General features: G+C 71.1%; 15 protein-coding genes. 8 read left to right on the forward strand and 7 right to left on the reverse strand.

Annotation, left to right across the window (positions count from 1 at the left end; translation table 11 throughout):
* Positions 1 to 16: 16 nt before the first annotated feature.
* Both HMPREF9058_RS12190 and HMPREF9058_RS12195 read left to right on the forward strand, forming a co-directional pair.
* Complete coding sequence (locus tag HMPREF9058_RS12190) at positions 17 to 1,426, forward strand: hypothetical protein (protein WP_009407516.1); 1,410 nt, start codon at positions 17 to 19, stop codon at positions 1,424 to 1,426.
* Positions 1,427 to 1,631: 205 nt separating this feature from the next.
* Positions 1,632 to 1,991, forward strand: coding sequence for a WXG100 family type VII secretion target (locus HMPREF9058_RS12195; RefSeq protein WP_009407692.1), 360 nt, complete (start codon positions 1,632 to 1,634; stop codon positions 1,989 to 1,991).
* A 228-nt stretch (positions 1,992 to 2,219) separates the two neighbouring features.
* Here HMPREF9058_RS12195 and groL read toward each other — a convergent pair whose 3' ends face one another.
* The 3 genes from groL to HMPREF9058_RS12210 all read right to left on the reverse strand — a co-directional run bounded on the left by groL (position 2,220) and on the right by HMPREF9058_RS12210 (position 6,290).
* On the reverse strand, positions 2,220 to 3,842 hold the full coding sequence (groL, locus tag HMPREF9058_RS12200) for a chaperonin GroEL (protein WP_003788944.1): 1,623 nt from the start codon (positions 3,840 to 3,842) through the stop codon (positions 2,220 to 2,222).
* A gap of 315 nt (positions 3,843 to 4,157) precedes the next feature.
* Complete coding sequence (locus tag HMPREF9058_RS12205) at positions 4,158 to 5,645, reverse strand: hypothetical protein (RefSeq protein WP_009407658.1); 1,488 nt, start codon at positions 5,643 to 5,645, stop codon at positions 4,158 to 4,160.
* Positions 5,646 to 5,651: 6 nt separating this feature from the next.
* A complete protein-coding gene (locus HMPREF9058_RS12210; RefSeq protein ID WP_009407645.1) occupies positions 5,652 to 6,290 on the reverse strand; it encodes a LytR C-terminal domain-containing protein in 639 nt (212 codons plus the stop codon).
* 118 nt (positions 6,291 to 6,408) lie between these two features.
* Here HMPREF9058_RS12210 and HMPREF9058_RS12215 point away from each other — a divergent pair, with 118 nt between their 5' ends.
* Positions 6,409 to 7,086, forward strand: a complete 678-nt coding sequence (locus HMPREF9058_RS12215) for a uracil-DNA glycosylase (protein WP_009407674.1) — start codon at positions 6,409 to 6,411, stop codon at positions 7,084 to 7,086.
* Between the two features lie 48 nt (positions 7,087 to 7,134).
* On the opposite strand, the gene HMPREF9058_RS12220 is transcribed toward HMPREF9058_RS12215, so the two are convergent.
* Positions 7,135 to 7,602 (reverse strand): hypothetical protein, encoded by a 468-nt coding sequence (locus HMPREF9058_RS12220; RefSeq protein WP_009407550.1) that lies wholly within the window; start codon positions 7,600 to 7,602, stop codon positions 7,135 to 7,137.
* A 331-nt stretch (positions 7,603 to 7,933) separates the two neighbouring features.
* Between HMPREF9058_RS12220 and ispF the strand changes: the two genes are divergently transcribed.
* The 4 genes from ispF (at position 7,934) to HMPREF9058_RS12240 (ending at position 12,640) form a co-directional block, all read left to right on the forward strand.
* Positions 7,934 to 8,458 (forward strand): 2-C-methyl-D-erythritol 2,4-cyclodiphosphate synthase, encoded by a 525-nt coding sequence (gene ispF, locus HMPREF9058_RS12225; protein WP_083816402.1) that lies wholly within the window; start codon positions 7,934 to 7,936, stop codon positions 8,456 to 8,458.
* 125 nt (positions 8,459 to 8,583) lie between these two features.
* The gene (cysS, locus tag HMPREF9058_RS12230; RefSeq protein ID WP_009407478.1) at positions 8,584 to 10,176 is read left to right on the forward strand and encodes a cysteine--tRNA ligase; all 1,593 of its coding nucleotides are present in this window, start codon (positions 8,584 to 8,586) and stop codon (positions 10,174 to 10,176) included.
* A 64-nt stretch (positions 10,177 to 10,240) separates the two neighbouring features.
* Complete coding sequence (gene rlmB, locus HMPREF9058_RS12235; RefSeq protein WP_009407464.1) at positions 10,241 to 11,239, forward strand: 23S rRNA (guanosine(2251)-2'-O)-methyltransferase RlmB; 999 nt, start codon at positions 10,241 to 10,243, stop codon at positions 11,237 to 11,239.
* A 159-nt stretch (positions 11,240 to 11,398) separates the two neighbouring features.
* Positions 11,399 to 12,640, forward strand: a complete 1,242-nt coding sequence (locus HMPREF9058_RS12240) for a hypothetical protein (protein WP_009407605.1) — start codon at positions 11,399 to 11,401, stop codon at positions 12,638 to 12,640.
* A 26-nt stretch (positions 12,641 to 12,666) separates the two neighbouring features.
* Here HMPREF9058_RS12240 and HMPREF9058_RS12245 read toward each other — a convergent pair whose 3' ends face one another.
* Positions 12,667 to 13,215 (reverse strand): TetR/AcrR family transcriptional regulator, encoded by a 549-nt coding sequence (locus tag HMPREF9058_RS12245; RefSeq protein WP_009407663.1) that lies wholly within the window; start codon positions 13,213 to 13,215, stop codon positions 12,667 to 12,669.
* Positions 13,216 to 13,270: 55 nt separating this feature from the next.
* Here HMPREF9058_RS12245 and HMPREF9058_RS12250 point away from each other — a divergent pair, with 55 nt between their 5' ends.
* Complete coding sequence (locus HMPREF9058_RS12250; protein ID WP_050798067.1) at positions 13,271 to 14,065, forward strand: SDR family oxidoreductase; 795 nt, start codon at positions 13,271 to 13,273, stop codon at positions 14,063 to 14,065.
* Positions 14,066 to 14,260: 195 nt separating this feature from the next.
* On the opposite strand, the gene HMPREF9058_RS12255 is transcribed toward HMPREF9058_RS12250, so the two are convergent.
* Positions 14,261 to 14,716 (reverse strand): hypothetical protein, encoded by a 456-nt coding sequence (locus tag HMPREF9058_RS12255; RefSeq protein WP_043538399.1) that lies wholly within the window; start codon positions 14,714 to 14,716, stop codon positions 14,261 to 14,263.
* Between the two features lie 112 nt (positions 14,717 to 14,828).
* Positions 14,829 to 16,205: a DUF4032 domain-containing protein gene (locus HMPREF9058_RS12260; RefSeq protein WP_009407706.1), complete on the reverse strand. Its 1,377-nt coding sequence runs from the start codon at positions 16,203 to 16,205 to the stop codon at positions 14,829 to 14,831.
* Between the last annotated feature and the right edge of the window lie 57 nt (positions 16,206 to 16,262).

Genomic DNA, 16,262 nt, shown 5'->3' on the forward strand with positions numbered 1-16,262 from the left:
ACACGGAGACTGACCCATGGGTGTTATCGAAGCACCGCAATGGCTTCTGCCCGCCTTCACCCGCTCGGTGAAGGCGATCGGCGCCACGCAGCCCCCAGAGGCGATCGGCTCCGCCGGCGAGCTCCTCATTGAGCGCTGGTCCACACCGGATCGTCGCTTCCACAATCTTCGCCACCTCATCGACATGCTCGCGCGGGTCGATGAACTGGCCGAGGAGTCGCACGACCCGGACATCATGCGGGTCGCCTGCTGGTACCACGGCTGCGTCTTCTCCTCCGACGTCGAGGAGGTCATCCGCGGCAACGGCGGCGAGGACGAGACCGCCTCGGCCGCCTTCGCCGAGGCCGACCTGCGTCACCTGGGTGTCCCGATGGAGACGGTCAAGCGGGTGTGCAGCCTCATCGTCAACCTCAAGCGGCACATGCTCGCCGATGACGACATCGACGCCCAGGCCCTCATCGACGCCGACCTGGGCACCCTGGCCGTGGACCCCCAGACCTACACCGAGTACGTGCGGCTTCTGCGCGAGGAGTACTCCCACATCCCCGTGGAGGAATACCTGCGCGGCCGCCTGACGATCGTCTCCCGCCTGCTGGACCGCGATCATCTCTTCCACTCCCCGCTGGGCCAGCGCTGGGAGCACCCGGCCCGCGAGAACCTGGCGGCCGAGCAGCGACGTCTCCACGAGAAGCTCGCCAAGCTCACCGATGAGCAGGGAGCGCAGGCGGTCCCGGAGGCCCCGGAGGCCGGGGCCGCTCAGGAACCGGCGCGTCCCGCACCGGCCGCCCCCGTGGGCGATCCTGCCGGCGCCACCGGCCCCGTTCCCGGGCAACTGGGCGAGGCCGCCGAACGCGCCCCTCGCACCCCTCCGCTGGGCCTCCAGGCGCTGCCCGCCGAGGACCCCCTGGCCGGCCCCGCCCAGGACGGCGACACCCTGCGTCTGAATCCCACCGAGCTCAGGGCCCTGCGAGCCACGGTCCCTCCGTCGAGCGCAACGACACCCAGCGCCCCGGCCACCACGGCGTCCTCAGGATCGCCGGCGGCTCCGGCATCATCCTCCTCCCCGTCGAGCGCCTCCTCGCCGCGCACCCCCGCCCGCGGGATCCCGGCCGTGGCCCCAGCACGCCGCCCCGTCGAGGCGCCCGCTGAGCGCGGCGAGGGGCGCGAGGACAAGGACGGCGAGGAGGCGATGACGCACACCGCCTCCATGGAGTCGTGCATCGCGGACCTGGACCTGCTCATGTGCTCACGCAACCGCTCCGACGACGGCGAGGACCGCCGCGCCCGGGTCCAGGCCGAGCGGGACAAGCTCACCGAGAAGCTTCGGGCCAAGACCCAGGAGGCCAAGGAGCTGCGCGAGGCCCGCACCGGCGAGATCGCCCCCATCACCGAGGAGATCATCGACGACGGCGCCGGGGACCTCTGAGGCTCCGGCCTCTCCTTCCCTCAGGGACGGCCCGCCGTCTGCGGGGCCACAGGCCACGATCTGCAGGCCCCCTCCACAGGGCCGGATCCTCGCCCGGTACGCCGCCGGCCGGGCCCCTACCGTGAGAGGCACAGCGCGCACCTCGGTGCACCACCAGCACACCGCGCACGGCCCTCGGGCCGCCTCTCACGAAAGGACGCCCCTCATGCCCACCTACTCCGTCGATACTGCCGCGGTGGCTGACACCGCCGCCCGGACCCGTACCCGCATCGCGACGATCCAGACCGAGGTCGATGGCATGCGGGGAGACATCGGCCTGCTCCAGTCCTGCTGGACCGGGACGGCGTCGGACTCCATGGCCGCCTGCGCGGCCGACTGGCACCTCACCCAGATCCAGGTGCAGTCCAACCTCGATCAGATCAGCCTGGCCCTGGACAACGCCGCCGTGTGCTACGACGACGCCGAGACCTCCAACCAGGGCCGCTTCGCCGGCTCAACGCCGGCTCCCGCGCCCACACCGGCTCCCGCACCGGCCGCCGGCTCGGCGCCCTTGGGCGCCTGGTAGGAGGCGCCGACGGCGAGGCTCGCTCAGGACTGCGCCGTCCGGCCTCAGCGTGAGCGCCACCCGGTCCTGCCCGCACAGGCCCAGCCGACCCGCCCAGTACAGACAGGTACGGATACGGCGGCGGGCCGCCCCTCACGTGTGTGAGAGACGGCCCGCCGCAGTTCCGGGACCGGCCGACGTCGCGGCCGGGCTACCGGGTGCTGACTGGCTCGTCGGCAGTCACGTCGATCAGTACATGCCACCCATGTCGCCGGCGCCGCCGTCGGCCGGGGCGGCCGGGGGCTCGGGCTTGTCGGCCACGACGGCCTCGGTGGTCAGGAACAGACCGGCGATGGAACCGGCGTTCTGCAGGGCGGAGCGGGTCACCTTGACCGGGTCGGCGATGCCGGCGGCCAGCAGGTTGACGTACTCACCGGTGGCGGCGTTGAGGCCCTCACCGGTGGGCAGGTTGCGCACGCGGTCCACGACCACGCCGCCCTCGAGGCCGGCGTTGGCAGCGATCTGCTTGAGCGGGGCCTCCACGGCGACCTTGACGATCGCGGCGCCGGTGGCCTCGTCGCCCTCGAGCTTGAGGGTGTCGAGGACCTCGGCGGCCTGGAGCAGGGCGACGCCACCACCGGCGACGATGCCCTCCTCGACGGCGGCCTTGGCGTTGCGCACGGCGTCCTCAATGCGGTGCTTGCGCTCCTTGAGCTCCACCTCGGTGGCGGCACCGGACTTGAGGACGGCCACGCCGCCGGCCAGCTTGGCCAGACGCTCGGAGAGCTTCTCGCGGTCGTAGTCGGAGTCGGAGTTCTCGATCTCCAGGCGGATCTGGGCGGTGCGGGCCTCGATGGCCTCCTTGTCGCCGGCGCCCTCGACCAGGGTGGTGTCGTCCTTGGTGACGACGACCTTGCGGGCCTGGCCCAGGTCCTCCAGGGTGGCGTTCTCGAGCTTGAGGCCGACGGTCTCGGAGATGACCGTACCGCCGGTGAGGATGGCCATGTCCTGCAGCATCGCCTTGCGGCGGTCACCGAAGCCGGGGGCCTTGACGGCCACGGACTTGAAGGTGCCGCGGATGCGGTTGACGACGAGGGTGGCCAGGGCCTCGGCCTCGACGTCCTCGGCGATGATGGCCAGCGGCTTGCCGGTCTGCATGACCTTCTCCAGCAGCGGGAGCAGGTCCTTGACGTTGGAGATCTTGGACTCGACCAGCAGGACGTAGGCGTCCTCCAGGACGGCCTCCTGGCGGTCGGGGTCGGTGACGAAGTAGGGGGAGATGAAGCCCTTGTCGAAGCGCATACCCTCGGTGACCTCGAGCTCGAGGCCGAAGGTGTTGGACTCCTCGACGGTGACGACGCCCTCGTGGCCGACCTTCTCCAGGGCCTCGGCGATGAAGGCACCGATCTGCTCGTCGGCGGCGGAGATGGAGGCAGTGGCCGCGATCTCCTCCTGGGTCTCGACCTCCTTGGCGTCGGCCAGCAGGCGCTCGACGACGGCCGCGACGGCCTTCTCAATACCGCGGCGAACGGCGATCGGGTTGGCGCCGGCGGCGACGTTGCGCAGGCCCTCGCGCACCAGGGCCTGGGCCAGGACGGTGGCGGTGGTGGTGCCGTCGCCCGCGACGTCGTCGGTCTTCTTGGCGACCTCCTTGACGAGCTCGGCGCCGATCTTCTCGTAGGGCTCCTCGAGCTCGATCTCCTTGGCGATGGTCACGCCGTCGTTGGTGATCGTGGGGGCGCCCCACTTCTTGTCGAGCACGACGTTACGGCCCTTGGGGCCCAGGGTGACCTTGACGGTGTCGGCGAGGGTGTTGAGGCCGCGCTCCATGCCGCGGCGGGCCTCCTCGTCGAAGGCGATGATCTTGGACATTGAGTTTCCTCCACTGCGTGGTAGGGGCGGCCGGTTCGTGCCCGCGACGGACGGGTCGGTCCCGGGCGTTCACGTCACGCCCGACGCCGGCCCTCACGTTCCAGCCTGGATGAACTTGGTGCATTCAAAGATGCTTTGTCACTCGAGGTGCCCGAGTGCTAACCGCAATGCTGGCACTCTCAGCCCTTGAGTGCAAGGAGCTCAGTTCTCATCGGCACTGAATCCTCCGACGGCGAAGCAAGGAATCCCGCCGGGCCCGCGGGTGGGCCAGCGGGAGGTCCCGCAGCCGGTCCTGCCTAGGGGAGGCTGCCTGAGTCAGGAGGGCGGGGCCTCGGTCCGTGAGGCGGTGGCCAGCAGGATGAGTGCGCAGGTCCAGGCCAGGGGCGCGGGCCCCGCCGGGGCGCCGTCGGCCAGGACCTTCTCAGGCAGGGCGCCGGCAGCGGTGCGGTGCGCCTCGAGCCACGCCAGCAGCCGGGTCCCTTCCTCCTCCATTCCAAGCGCCAGGGCCGACCAGGCCATGAGGGCGGTCTCCGGTGTCCAGGAGATACCGTCATCGCGCCAGCCCGCTCCCGGGGCGAGGCCCCCGGTGGGGCGGTGCATGCGTGCGGCCGCCGTCTGCCGCACTGTTCGGGCCCCGGCCAGCGGCCGGGTGAAGGGAGGCAGGACCAGGGCGATGGCGGCGTCGACGTCGTCGCGCCGCAGATGGCGGCCCCAGGCGGGGGCGAAGTTGCGCTCCATGGCGCTGCGCACCGCTGTCACCCGCTCGGCCAGGGCCTGAGCGGGGCCGCCGAGGTCGATCCCGGCCCGGGCCAGCGCCGTCGCCGCCTCCAGCCCCAGGAGCACCGGAGCGGCCGTCCCCAGGGTGAGGACCGTCTCGGCGACCTCCCAGTAGTCGGGCGAGGCCGCCGGCAGGTGGGAGGGCGTGTCCGTGATCCCCAGGAGCCGGGAGGCGGCGCGCGCCAGGGGCGCGCCCAGGCGGTCACGCAGGTCCGCGGCGGGAACGCCGTCGGCCAGGAGCCGGCCCGCGGCCCACAGGAACCATCCGGCGCCATCGGCCTGGGCGGGGCGGTTGTCCGGCACGCGGCCGCTGCTGGTGTAGCGGGCCTCGAAGCCGCCGTCGGCCCGCTGCCAGGAGGCCAGGTTGCCCAGAACGCCCAGCGCCTCATCGGCCAGGTTCACGGCACTGAGGGCGGCCGCGGCGAAGGCGGCGTCCCGGGGCCAGACGTAGCGCCAGATGCTCATGGGCGCCGCCACGACCGCACCCGGGGGGAAGACCTCGGCCCCCGGCGGCAGGGCTTCGCGCGAGTCGCGCCCCTCCCGCCCGGCGCCCCCGGCGGAGGTGGGAGTCGGGGGCGGCGTCGACCCGGCGGAAGGTTCGGCAGACGGGTCAGCAGGGCCGGCGGGGATCATCGGACCGGGCATGAGTGCCGGTCCGGTCAGGGCCAGCAGGTCGGTCAGGGCGCCGTCGGCCAGGTCCGCCCACCGGCCTTGAGGAAGGCGGGCAGCCTGGCGGCGGGCAAGCGCCTGACGGGCCAGGGCGCTCTGCTGCGAGGTCGTCAGGCCCCACGGTTCGGGGGCCCGAGGCAGGCGGGTCCCCGGGACGTAGGCAACGGTGTCACCCGGGGCCAGGGGGTACAGGCCCCCTCCCCCGCCCACGACGAGCCCGCCGCTCAGCAACGTCGGGGCGCGGCGGCCGAGACCCACCAGGCGCGAGCCGCCCCAGAGGACCGCGGCGGCGGTGAGCGGGACCGCCGCGGCGAGAGTCAGGAACCGACGACGCCCGGGAAGCGCCAGTGGCCTCATGCCCCTTTACTGAGGCTTGTAGTCGTCACGCAGGATGACGGCGATCGAGGCGCCCTGGGTGTTCTCCGCGGTGCCCTCCACCACGTTGCTGATCCCGAGGCGCTTGCCGACCTCCTCGGCCGCGGGCCGGGCCTGCGGGGAGCTGAAGTAGACCGTCGACTGGGCCGGCTCCGCGTTCTCGTAGATCCCGGGGATGACCTCCACTGCGGTGAAGCCGCCGTTGGTGAGCTTCTCGCTGGCCCCCTTGGCCAGGCCGTCGGTGTTCGTCCCGTTGGCCACCGAGACCCCGGTGTTGAAGTCCACGTTGCCGGAGGCGCTGGCCGAGGCGCTGGGTTTGGCCGAGGCGGCGCCGCCCTTGTCGCCCTTGTCGCCCTTGCTGTCCGCGTTCTTCTTGCCACCGGCCTGTCCGCCCTGGGCGGGCTGAGAGGAGGAGACCGCGTCCGACGAGCCGGAGCCTCCTGAACCGTTGAGGAACAGCGTCACCGCGCCCCAGGCGAGCGCCGGGACAATGATGATGATCGCCAGCAGCGGCACCCAGCTGCGCCACCTGGGCACCTGGGCACGGTGCACGCCCACAGGAACCGGGCCGTCATCATCGCCGACGTCGAACTCGTCCTCGGGGTAGTCATAGTTGCTCACGCTCACAAGATACCGGTCCGAGCGTCATTCGTCGGGTATTGCTCACCACGTCCGGCTCACAAGGCGGTGACATCGGGCCCGGCAGAATCCTGCGGAGCCGCAGGTGGGCCGTTAGGCTCGCGGCGTGACATCCGCCAAGCCCCTGTCCGAGATCATCGATCCCTCCTGGGCGCGCGCCCTGGCCCCCGTGGAGCCCACGGTCCATGAGATCGGGGAGCGGCTGCGCCAGGAGGTGGCCTCCGGCGTCGGGTACCTCCCGGCGGGGACCGACGTGCTGCGCGCCTTCACCTACCCGATGGAGCATGTGCGCGTCCTCATCGTCGGCCAGGACCCCTACCCCACCCCGGGTCACCCCATGGGGCTGAGCTTCTCGGTGGCGCCCGGCGTCAAGCCGCCGCGCAGCCTGGAGAACATCTTCCGCGAGCTGGTCAGTGACCTGGGCGTGCCCAGGCCGACGTCGGGGGACCTGACGCCGTGGTGCCGGCAGGGCGTCATGCTGCTCAACCGGGTGCTCACCGTTCGCCCGGGGGCGCCGGCCTCGCACAAGGGCTGGGGCTGGGAGAGGGTGACGCAGCGGGCGATCGAGGCCCTGGTGGAGCGCGGCGGCCCACTCGTGGCGATCCTGTGGGGGCGGCCGGCGCAGTCGCTGACCCCGATGCTGGGGCAGACCCCCATCATCGCCTCACCGCACCCGTCCCCACTGTCGGCCTCGCGCGGGTTCTTCGGCTCACGCCCCTTCAGCCGCGCCAACGCGATCCTCACCGAGATGGGGGCCGCGCCCGTGGACTGGCGCCTGCCCTGAACGTCGAGGGCCGGGCCCCATTCGCAGGATCGCGCCCGTGAGAGCTGCTCAGCCGGCGAAGGGCGAGTAGAAGGAGAACACGAGACCTCCGATGCACTCGAGCGCACCAAGCCACTGAAGGGGGATGAAGAAGAAGGTGTGGATGTTACGTCCCGCCCGTTCCGCATTGCGACTCTCGCCGGCCACGACCTGCTCGATCTGCTGAGCAGCCTCCGCCTCGGAAGACGGCTCCGGGGCACCGGGAGCCATCTGGAAGGCATCGTTGGCCACTCGCTCCCACAGATCGGCCCGCAGCTGGTTGCGGAAGTCCTCAGCATTCTGAGCCGGGCGAATGATGTTGAGCCACCGACCAAGGAAGAAGTTGGCCACCCCTGCCAGCAGAAACCCTATTCCGCCGCCCAGTGCTAACGCCGACTCGCTGGTCCCCAGCAGCGCCTCCACGACTGTCAGAGAGCCGAATACTCCCGCCAGAGTGACAAACAGACCCAGAATTCCCCAGCCACGCCAAATAATCATGGCGGCAATATAAATGCTTCCGCCTTCACTGAGTACCGGCGAGACTGTGACCTTGGCCGGCAGGCCGCCACCGCATAGCGCTTGCCCTTCCGGCCCACCACCAGACCGGGCCGACGACGATCGGCCGGGCCGCTCGGAACGCGGCCGGGGACCATCTGGTAGACACGGCCCCATGTCCGCACGCCAGTCAGACCAGTCATCCCACGCTGTTCAACCCATGGACGCCGCCTCCACCGGCGTCGTCCCCGGTGACGCCTCACCCGCCGCTCCCGACTCGCAGGCCCCGGCACCGTCCCGGGCCCGCCATGCCGCCGGCCCGGCCACGATCGACCTGAACCAGATCGCCCAGTTCCTGCCGCGCACCGGCATCGGCACCGACGTGCATGCCTTCGCCGCCCCCGACTCGGGCACCCCCATGCACCTGGCCTGCCTGGAGTGGCCCGGCGAGGTGGGCCTGGCCGGTCACTCCGACGGCGACGTCGTCGCCCACGCCTGCTGCGACGCCCTGTTCTCGGCCGCCGGACTGGGCGACCTGGGCTCGAACTTCGGCACTGCCGAGCCACAGTGGAAGGGGGCCTCCGGGACTGCGCTCCTGAGCGAGGCCGCCCGCCGGGTGCGCGAGGCCAGCTTCGAGATCGGCAACATCGCCGTCCAGCTCGTGGGTGAGCGCCCGCGCGTGGCCGCCCGCTCCGCGGAGGCCTCCCGCGCGCTGTCCGAGGCCGCCTCCGCCCGGGTCTCCTTCTCCGCCACCACTACCGACCACCTGGGTTTCCTGGGGCGCACCGAGGGCCTGCTCGCCGTCGCCACCGCCCTGGTCTACCCGGTCCCCGACGCCGTTCGCCCGGTCGTGGGTTAGCCCTCGAGGTCGTACCCTGAACCCTCGATCCCGAGGACTAAGGTACGACCGCGACGTCGGGCACCTCGGGAAAAAGTCCTGGTCCTGGTAGACACCGGTGGCGGGCGGCCAGGTAGCCTGTGCCTGTGAGCATCACCCCCACTGAGCCCCCTGAGTCCGCGGGCCCCGCCGACTCCGCCGACTCCGCCGCCCAGGCGGACGCACCGGCCCTGCGTCTGTACGACTCCGCCGCCCGCGCTATCGTGCCGCTGGCCCCCACGGCCACCCCCGGCCTGGTGACGATCTACCTGTGTGGTGCCACCGTCCAGGGCTCGCCCCATATCGGCCACATGCGCAGCGGCATCGCCTTCGACGTTCTGCGCCGCTGGCTCGAGCGCGGCGGCCAGGAGGTCCGCCTCATCCGCAACGTCACGGACATCGACGACAAAATCCTCAGCAAGTCCGCCGCCGCCGAGCCGCCGGTGCCGTGGTGGGCCTGGGCCCAGCGCTTCGAGCGGGAGTTCGACGCCGCCTACCGCGCCCTGGGCGTGGACGCCCCCACCTACGAGCCGCGCGCCACCGGCCACATCCCCGAGATGATCGACCTGGTCCAGCGCCTGCTGGACGCCGGCCACGCCTACGTCGGAGAGTCCGGCAACGTCTACTACGACGTGCGATCCCTGCCCGGCTACGGCTCCCTCACCAACCAGCGCCTGGAGGACCTGGCCACCACCGAGGACGAGTCCCAGCTCGATGACGACGTCGAGGCCGACAAGCGCGACCCGCGCGACTTCGCCCTGTGGAAGGCCGCCAAGCCCACCGAGCCGGCTGACGCCGCCTGGGACGCCCCCTGGGGCCGGGGCCGGCCCGGCTGGCACCTGGAGTGCTCGACCATGTCCCGCCGCTACCTGGGCGAGACCTTCGACATCCACGGCGGCGGCATCGACCTGCGCTTCCCGCACCACGAGAACGAGCAGGCCCAGTCCCACGGCGCCGGCTGGGGCTTCGCGCGCCACTGGGTCCACAACGCCTGGGTAACCATCAAGGGCGAGAAGATGAGCAAGTCGCTGGGCAACTCCCTGGTGGTGGCCGAGCTGCTCAAGCGCTACGACGCCGCCGTGCTGCGCCTGGCCCTGGGCACCGTCCACCACCGCTCCACCGTGGAGTTCTCCGAGGAGACCCTCGCTGACGCCGCCGCCCTGTGGGAGCGCCTGTCCGGCGCGATCCTGCGGGCCTACGAGTTCTGCGACGGTGAGGACGCCAACCCCGTCGACGCCCCCGCCGAGCAGGTGCGAGCCCGGGCCCTGCCGGCCGAGTTCACCGCCGCCATGGATGAGGACCTCAACCTGGCCGGCGCCATGGCGGTCATCCACGCCACCCTCAAGGCCCTCAACGTGGCCCTCACCCAGGCCGCCCCGAGCGGCGGCCAGGGGGCCGACGACGCCCTGCGCGCCTCGGTGACCGGCCTCGCCCTGGACCTGCGCTCCCAGCTCGACGTCCTGGGCCTGGACCCGCTGTCCGAGCCCTGGCGCACCCGGGTGCTCGACGGCGCCGGCTCCTCCCAGGGCGGCGCCGCCATGGAGGCCCTCGACCGGCTCATCCGCCACGACCTCGACGAGCGGGCCCAGGCCCGCGCCGCCAAGGACTGGGCGCGCGCCGACGCCCTGCGCGACAAGCTGACCGGGGCCGGCGTCGTCGTCGAGGACTCCCCCTCGGGCGCCCGCTGGCACCTGGCCTGAGCGGCCCGCCCACCACCCACAACTCTTTCGCTGCACACTCGCACCGTCACGAACAGGAGGCCGGATGCCCGGCAACGAGCAGTACCCCGGCGCCAAGCGCCGCCCCGGCTCGAAGAAGGGCCCCACGAAGGGCTCGGGCGGCCAGCGCCGCAAGGGCCTGGAGGGCAAGGGCCCCACCCCGCGCGCGGAGAACCGCGTCGGCCACCCCAAGGCCCGGGCGAAGGCCCGCGCCGAGTCCCGGGCCGCCCAGCCCACCCGCGCCAAGCAGCTGGAGAAGATCAAGCGCCGCTTCGACGTGCCCGAGGGCCACGAGATCCTGTGCGGGCGCAACGCCGTGGCCGAGGCCGCCTACGCCTCGGTGCCCATTACCCGGGTCTTCATGGCGGTCTCCGCCCAGTCCGACGAGCGCCTGGGCGCCGTGGTGCGCCGCGCCGCCCTGCTGGGCGCCCCGGTGCTGGAGACCACCAAGCTGGACCTGGACGCCCTGACCGACTCCGCCACCCACCAGGGCGTGGCCATCGAGGTGCCCGCCTACGAGTACACCACGGCCCGCGACCTGCTGGAAAGCGCCCGCGCCCTGGGCCACACGCCGCTGCTCGTGGCCCTGGACCAGGTGACCGACCCCCACAACCTCGGCGCGGTCCTGCGCAGCGCCGGAGCCTTCGGGGCCGACGGCGTCATCATCCCCGAGCGCCGCTCGGTGGGCGTCAACGCCACCGTGTGGAAGGTGTCGGCCGGCGCCGCCGCCCGGGTGCACGTGGCCCGCGAGACGAACCTCGTGCGCACCCTGGAGCAGCTGAAGAAGGAGGGCTGCTTCGTCGTCGGCCTGGACGGCTCGGGCAGCACGGTCATCGAGGACCTCACCCTGGCCGACTCACCCCTGGTGCTGGTCACCGGCGCGGAAGGCGCGGGCCTGTCCCGCCTGGTGCGCGAGACCTGCGACGTGCTGGCCTCGGTGCCGATCAGCCGCAGCGTGGAGTCCCTCAACGCGGCCGTGGCCACGGGTATCAGCCTCTACGAGGTCGACCGTCTGCGGCGTCGGGCCGCCGGCGCCAGCAGCTGACCTCCGCCGCTCAGGACCGGCCCAGCCCCGACAGAGCCTGCCGATCCTGCCGATCCGACGGATCCGGCCACCCCGGCAGGAAAAGCGCCCGGTTTACACTTCTCCAAGACGGCCCCGTTGCTGACACAATGGGCCGCATCCGATCCACAGGAGGTCCCCATGGCCCAGGACGCTTCGCAGCGCTGGAACCGCACCGACGGCGTGCTCATCGCGCCGGGTACGACGCCGGAGGCGGTCGCCGACGCCTTCGCCGAGCGCGGGGTGGTCGTGCGCCTGGAGTGGTTCCCGGCCACCACCCACCTGCTGAGCCTGACCCTCATGACCGACGTCGAGGGCCGGGTCGCGGTGACGCCGCCCTCGCGCGGGGGCGTTGTGCCCGGCCCGAGCGTCAGTGAGCTCGTGGAGTCCCTGGCCCGACAGTTCACGGCCGATGTCGCCGTGGGCCCGGCGACCTTCAACGCCCTGCCCGACGACGTCGAGCTGCCCTCGATCTCCCACCACGGCTCGGCCAGTGCCCGCACCGTGGTGATCTCCCCAATGAGCGCCTACATGGTGCCGCTGCAGGCCACCCTGCTGGAGCGGCCCCTGGCGGTGGCCTCGACGCCGAGTCTGGAGCGCCGCATCGTCATGTACTCCGGTGAGGGCACGGAGCTGGGAACCTTCGGCTGGGACGAGGAGTCCCTGCCGGCCCTGGTGCTGACCTCCGACTCCGAGGACATGTCCATCCGCGCCATCCGCACCGGGGACCCGGAGGACGACGCCGTCTTCTCCTGGGGCATGACGTCGCGCTACGTGTGGGGCGGAGTCAAGGAGCCCGGCCCGGCCCTGAGGTCCCTGGTGGATGAGCTGCTGGCGGACCTGACCGATGCGTCGGGGATCGTTGACGCCGTACCCGGCGCGGACCTGGAGGCCGCGGCCACCGCCATCGTCAAGCCCGGCATCGACGGATTCGCGGCCATGCTTGAGGCCCTGGGCCTGCCCGACTGGGTGCTGGAGGTCCTCACCGGCCGCCTGGCGCCGGTGGAGGTTCCCGGCGTCGTCGTGCACGAGCCGCGCGGGCTGTCCAACGCGGTGGGCCGCAGCGTGGGCCTGCTGCTGGCCGACCCCTCCACCCCGGGCTCGGCCTTCTGGCAGGGCTATGTGCGCACGGTGACGGACAAGCCGTGGGCGGTGCGGGGCGCCGCGCTGCTCGAGGCGGGTCTGGGCGGGGCCCTGGTGGGGGCCGCCGTGCGCCGTCGTCGCTCGACCGGCAGCATCCCGGGCGGGATGGCGGCCGTGGGGGCCTTCCTGCTGGTGGACGCCATCACCGAGGTCTCGCTGGCCTCCTGGACGCGTCACCGCGAGCTGCGCCGCCGCGCCGACGAGGAGATGGCCCTGGTCGCCGAGGAGCTCGGCGCCTAGAAGCGTCGCGCCGCACAGCGGGCCGGTCAGTCAAGACCCTCGAGGTAGGCCCTCAGCACCCTGCGGGCGTTCACGGGCGCCGCCCTGGCCGCCTGGTACATGAGCAGGGCGTCCACCAGCCCCACCAGATCGGGAGCGTGAGCAGAGGCCTGGTTGATACCCGCAGCAAGGAGTATCCGCTCGGCCAGATGCGTCAGCGGCTGCCTGACCGGCGCTTCCGCCGTGAGCAGCTCCCGGAGCTCGACGTCCTCGCGCAGCTCGAACAGCAGAGCCCCACGCGCGGCCTGGGCGTCCGCACGCCGCGCCATATGCTCCAGGATGCCGACGACGATCTCGGCGGCCTCCTGCCGGCTGACCGACGCGGGGATCTCAAGGTCGTCGATGTCAGCCTGTGAGCCCTCGGAGAGGCGGTTGACCACAAGCGCCAGCAGATCACGGCGAGTCCGGGCGTAGTAGGAGGTCGACCCGCGGGGCAGACCCGCCTCCGTGTCGACCTGCAGATGAGTGAGGGCATGCACCCCGTCACGGGCGATGAGCCCGATCCCGGCATCGCCGATGTGCTCCCTGCGCCCCATCGTGCCTGCTCCTTGCCTTCCGACCACAGTGACCTCTACGATCATAGAACACTCTATGATCGTAGAGGTCTACGCGACGGCCGGATCGGGCCATGAGGAGGCGACCGCAGTGAAGGTGGCAGTTGTCGGGGCAGGTGACTCAGGGAAAGCCATCAAGCGCGCTCTGCAGGCGACCGGGGCGCAGGTGACGCTGCACTCGCGCCGTACCGGCTTCGACGTCCTGCGCGACGACGGAGCTGTCGCACTGTCCGGCGCGGACGTCATCGTGGAGGCCACCGGACGGTTCACCACCAGCAAGAGGGTCGCCACCGAGTTCTTCACGCGCTCGACCCGCGCCGTGTCCGCGGCCGCGAACGCCCTGGGAGCCAGGCATGTCCTGCTGTCGATCGTCAACTGCGACCTTCCGGAGGTGCAGGGCTACGGCTACTTCGCGGGCAAGTGCGCGCAGGAGCGGCTTGCTCGAGACTTGAGCAAGCGCATGTCACTGGTTCGCTCGACCCAGTGGTTCGAGTTCGCCGAGCAGAACATGGAGCGCATGCGCTACGGCCCCGTCTCACTGGTTCCCTCGATGAGGATGCGGCCGGTCAGCCTCGATTCCGTTGCTGAGACGGTGGCTCGGGCGGCCCTGAGCGAGACCGACGGTCAGACCTACCAGGTCGCAGGACCAGAGGTCATGACGCTGTGGGAGATGACCGCACAGCTGCCGAGCCTCGTGGCGAAGCCGGTCCCCCTGGTGGTTCCCACCGGCTGGGGACTCGCTTTCCGTCGCGGCGTACTGGTTCCCGGCGAGGACGTCCCTGCAGCGGGTCCCACCTACGCGCAGTGGCTACAAGAACGACGCTGCCTCTAGCCAACAGGATCACCGGTGGAGGCAGCCCACGCGTCCGGGGACATTTCTCTACGGCCGGGGACCTTCGACGCCGTCGGGGACCGGAATCCTGTCCCCGGACGCGTGAGGTGTCCCCCTCCGGGGCGACATGCACCCGACCGCGCGCAATGTCCCCGCCCGCAAGCCGCACCCGCAAGCAGCACGTGCGCCGGCGCACTACTCAGGTATCCCCGAGTTCAAGAAGAGCAACATCGGCACCACGCCAGCGATGAGAATATGCAACAGCACCAACAGCACGAAGATCAGCGCCCCCTTCTCGGTTCGGGACATGCCGCGGTGCTTTCCTATGCTCAGCGCCCCTGGGTCGCCACGAAGGATCGAGGCGCGGTAGAACACCGGGACCACCTGGCCGGGCTGCACGACGAACTCAAGACGCGGCTTGGGACTGAGGAAGGCCGCGAAGTGGTAGGAGACGACTTTCACCGGCCCCGGCGGCACCGCGATCCTCACGAACTGACCCGCGGACAGGCGCATCGACCAGCCGTTGATCGTGATGGACACGGTGCTCTTGCCCGGCAGTGAGACGGACGGGTCGAAGTACAGGTCAATGAACGCGCTGTTCTGTGGCGTGGCCCCGGGCAGGGCCTGGAATGCGGGCACGTCCTGGCTCATATCCCCGTCACGGCCCTTCTCGTCGTCTCAACTGATGTGAGACCAGACTATCAACCGGCCAGGCGTTACCGGGCGCGAACGACGACGCACCAGCCGGCCTGCTGGGCGCGCCCTACTCCCCCTTGAACTTCATACCGGCGGTGAAGCCAAAGGGGTTGGCGGCGTAGTCGGCCAGGGTCTGCTCGTCGCGGGCGGCGAACTCGGCGTCGTCCTCGGGCATCGGCTCATCGGTGTCGTCGTCGACGACGATCGCCTCCATCTCCTGGGTGTCGCCGACCCCCAGGTAGGCCCGCTCGTCACGGTGCTGGGGCAGCACCGTGGCCACATAGTCCTCCACCGCCTCCTGGGTGGTGACGTAGCGGTCCTGGGCCTCGGACATGTACCAGCGGTGCTCGAGGATCTCGTGGAAGATCTCCGCGGGCTCCAGCTTGCGGCGCATCTCGACGGGGACGGAGTGAATCGTGGGCTCGAAGACCTCCGCCAGCCAGGAGTGGGCCACCAGCTCAATCGGGTCCTCGCTGCGGCCGGTGATGGCCCGGTAGGCCTCCAGGTCGTTGAGCATGCGCTGGCCCTGACGCTCCTGGACGTCCAGGCCGGTCAGTCGCATCACCTGACGGTGGTAGTGGCCGGCGTCGACAACCTTGGGCTGAATGGTGATGTGGTTGCCGTCGGAGTCGGTGTTCATGGCGAGCTCGGCGACGTCGTAGCCCATCTCGTTGAGCTTCTCGACCCGGCGGCGCAGACGCCAGCGCTCATCCATGGAGAAGGACTCCTTGGCAGTGAGCACGTCCCACAGCTCGGTGTAGCGGCTGACGATCCGGTCCCCCACCTCAATGGTGTCCACGGTCGGCTCCAGCAGGGCGCCGGCCTGGAGGTCCATGAGCTCACCGATGATGTTGGTGCGGGCCACGTCGATGTCGTAGAGGCGCTTGCCGTCCGTGAGCCCCTCGGGGTAGAGCTCCCCGGTCTCGGCATCCACCAGGTAGGCGGCGAAGGCCCCGGCGTCACGGCGGAAGAGCGTGTTGGACAGGGACACGTCCCCCCAGTAGAAGCCCAGCAGGTGCAGACGCACCAGCAGCACGGCGAGGGCGTCGATGAGTCGGGTGGCGGTCTCGGGTCGCATGTACTGGCTGAACAGCGCCCGGTAGGGCAGGGAGTAGGACAGGTGCTCAGTGACGAGCACCGAGTTGAGCTCCTCACCGGTGACGCTGCTGCGGCCGGTGATAACCGCCGTCGGATGCACGCAGGGCGCCCCCAGGCGCAGCAGGTCGCGCAGGAGCTCGTACTCGCGGTGGGCCACGGCCTCGCCGATCTCCTTGACCGCGATGACGCGCTCGGAGAGGTTGACGAAGCGCACGATGTGGCGGGACAGACCACGGGGCAGCGCAGCGAGGACCTCGGTGGGCCACTCCTCCAGCGGCGTCTCCCAGGGGAGGTCGAGCAGCGCCGGATCAATGGTCGCCGCCGTGATCTTCATGGACTGGGACATGAGGTCATTCTTTCAGGCCAGAACCCAATTTGCTTTCCAAGACATGAGCCGCCGACC

It is taken from the genome of Actinomyces sp. oral taxon 175 str. F0384 (assembly GCF_000223355.1).
Taxonomy (GTDB): domain Bacteria; phylum Actinomycetota; class Actinomycetes; order Actinomycetales; family Actinomycetaceae; genus Actinomyces; species Actinomyces oris.

Bases quoted from the DNA above. Each gene is read 5' to 3' on its own strand.
- HMPREF9058_RS12190 (WP_009407516.1), top strand. From the start codon at position 17: ATGGGTGTTATCGAAGCACCGCAATGGCTTCTGCCCGCCTTCACCCGC.
- HMPREF9058_RS12195 (WP_009407692.1), top strand. From the start codon at position 1,632: ATGCCCACCTACTCCGTCGATACTGCCGCGGTGGCTGACACCGCCGCC.
- groL (WP_003788944.1), bottom strand. From the start codon at position 3,842: ATGTCCAAGATCATCGCCTTCGACGAGGAGGCCCGCCGCGGCATGGAG.
- HMPREF9058_RS12205 (WP_009407658.1), bottom strand. From the start codon at position 5,645: ATGAGGCCACTGGCGCTTCCCGGGCGTCGTCGGTTCCTGACTCTCGCC.
- HMPREF9058_RS12220 (WP_009407550.1), bottom strand. From the start codon at position 7,602: ATGATTATTTGGCGTGGCTGGGGAATTCTGGGTCTGTTTGTCACTCTG.
- rlmB (WP_009407464.1), top strand. From the start codon at position 10,241: ATGCCCGGCAACGAGCAGTACCCCGGCGCCAAGCGCCGCCCCGGCTCG.
- HMPREF9058_RS12240 (WP_009407605.1), top strand. From the start codon at position 11,399: ATGGCCCAGGACGCTTCGCAGCGCTGGAACCGCACCGACGGCGTGCTC.
- HMPREF9058_RS12245 (WP_009407663.1), bottom strand. From the start codon at position 13,215: ATGGGGCGCAGGGAGCACATCGGCGATGCCGGGATCGGGCTCATCGCC.
- HMPREF9058_RS12250 (WP_050798067.1), top strand. From the start codon at position 13,271: ATGATCGTAGAGGTCTACGCGACGGCCGGATCGGGCCATGAGGAGGCG.
- HMPREF9058_RS12255 (WP_043538399.1), bottom strand. From the start codon at position 14,716: ATGAGCCAGGACGTGCCCGCATTCCAGGCCCTGCCCGGGGCCACGCCA.
- HMPREF9058_RS12260 (WP_009407706.1), bottom strand. From the start codon at position 16,205: ATGTCCCAGTCCATGAAGATCACGGCGGCGACCATTGATCCGGCGCTG.